This window comes from Pseudoroseomonas cervicalis ATCC 49957, assembly GCF_000164635.1.
Classification (GTDB): domain Bacteria; phylum Pseudomonadota; class Alphaproteobacteria; order Acetobacterales; family Acetobacteraceae; genus Pseudoroseomonas; species Pseudoroseomonas cervicalis.
The window spans coordinates 1-1,551 of the sequence record NZ_GG770949.1 but is presented as its reverse complement, the minus strand read 5'-3'; the positions used below and the strand labels follow the sequence as shown (position 1 = coordinate 1,551).

Sequence of the window (1,551 nt, the reverse complement as noted above, 5' to 3'; positions counted from 1 at the left end):
AGTTCCGCGCGCTGCGGCCCGGCGGCGGCACGCGCTGGCTGGAGCTGGCCGGCGAGCCGGGGCCGGGCGGATTCCACCAGGGCCTGCTGCTCGACATCGACGCGCGCAAGCAGGCGCGGCTGGATTGCGACGCCGCCCTGGCCCGGCAGGAGCGGCTGAACCGCGAGCTGGTCCACCGCGTGCGCAACAACTTCCAGCTGATGGCCAGCCTGCTGCGGCTGCAGCAGCGCCAGGCCGCGCCGGCGGCGGCGCCCGCCCTGGCCTCGGCGCTGCGCCGGGTGCAGGCCATGGCGCTGGTGCATGCCGATCTCTACCCCGACGCCGCCGATGGCGCGGTGCGGCTGGAGGACTACCTGCCCCGGCTGGCACGCGCGGTGCTGGCCGCCTCGGCACGGCGGCCGCGGCCGGTGCTGCGGGCCGAGATCGCGCCGCTGGCCCTGGCCACCGACCGCGCCCTGCTGCTCGGCCTGGCGCTGTGCGAGGCGCTGGACAACGCGCTGCGCCATGCCTGGCCGCCCGGCGCGCCGGGCCGGCTGGCGCTGTGCCTGCAAACCGAGCCGGCCGGGGCCGAGCTGCTGCTGGAGGATGACGGGCGCGGCCTGCCCGCCGGCCTTGCCTTCGGCCAGGGCGGGCTCGGCCATCTGGTGCTGCAATCCTGCGCCCAGCAATTGCAGGGCAGCCTGCTGCTGGAGGCCGGGCCGCCCGCCCGGCTGCGGCTGCGCTTCCCGCGCGATGGCCATGAGAAAACCCCGCCCGGCGAGGGGCGGGGCTGACCGGCCCGGGCCGGGCGGCGCCTCAGCCCGGCGTCTTCTTCTCCGCCGGCTCCCAGCCGGTGGCGCTGCCGGGCTGGGCGGTGGAGGGCGGGTCGCTCGCCGGGAAGCTGTCCTTCAGCGCCTTGTCCAGATCCTTCTCGGTCTCCGGCGCCTGGGGTTTCTGCTTGGAATCCTGTTCGGCCATGCTGGCTCTCCTGCCTGCGGGCGGTCCGCCGCCCGTGCCCCAGCAACCCCGCCGGCCGGCCAAGGGTTGCAGAGCGCGCCTCAGCCCGCCGGGCGGTGCCGTGCCGCCGCCGCCAGCACGTCGTAGACCGCCATGCTCAGCAGGCCGACGCTGAACGGCTTGGTCACCACCAGCACCGGCGCGCCGGACTCGGTGTGGCGCAGCGGCCCGGTGCCGCGCAGCCCCTGCGGCGCCGCCTCGGGCCGCGCCGTCACATAGATCACCGGCACGCGCGGCGGCGGCGCCAGCCAGGTGCCGCGCGGCTGCAGATCGGCCAGGATCAGGTCCGGCGGCGGCCCGGCCAGCAGCAGCTCGGCCTCGCGCGGGGTGCTGGCGATGCCGCGCACCTGGTGCCCCAGCTCGCGCATCAGCAAAGCGAGGTCGAGCGCGGTGACCGCCTCATCCTCGAGGATCACCACCTCCGCCCCGGCGGCGACGCGCAGCCCCGTCCAGCTGGCAGAGAGCGCCCGCGCCACCCAGCCGGCGCCGCGCCGCAGCACCCAGCCCACCTCCTCGGCGGAGAACCCCTCCAGGTGGTGCAGCAGCAGCGCCTGG

At 77.0% G+C, this 1,551-nt stretch carries 2 protein-coding genes and 1 pseudogene; 1 reads left to right on the top strand and 2 read right to left on the bottom strand.

The features are described 5' to 3' along the window. Positions 1 to 773 (top strand): sensor histidine kinase (locus tag HMPREF0731_RS20665; protein WP_007006178.1); only part of this gene is annotated, 773 nt, incomplete at its 5' end. Positions 774 to 795: 22 nt separating this feature from the next. Here the strand turns inward: HMPREF0731_RS20665 and HMPREF0731_RS24625 are convergent. Next, positions 796 to 957, bottom strand: coding sequence for a hypothetical protein (locus HMPREF0731_RS24625; RefSeq protein ID WP_007006177.1), 162 nt, complete (start codon positions 955 to 957; stop codon positions 796 to 798). Positions 958 to 1,037: 80 nt separating this feature from the next. After that, positions 1,038 to 1,551, bottom strand: a pseudogene (locus tag HMPREF0731_RS23385) (hypothetical protein); the annotation flags it as partial.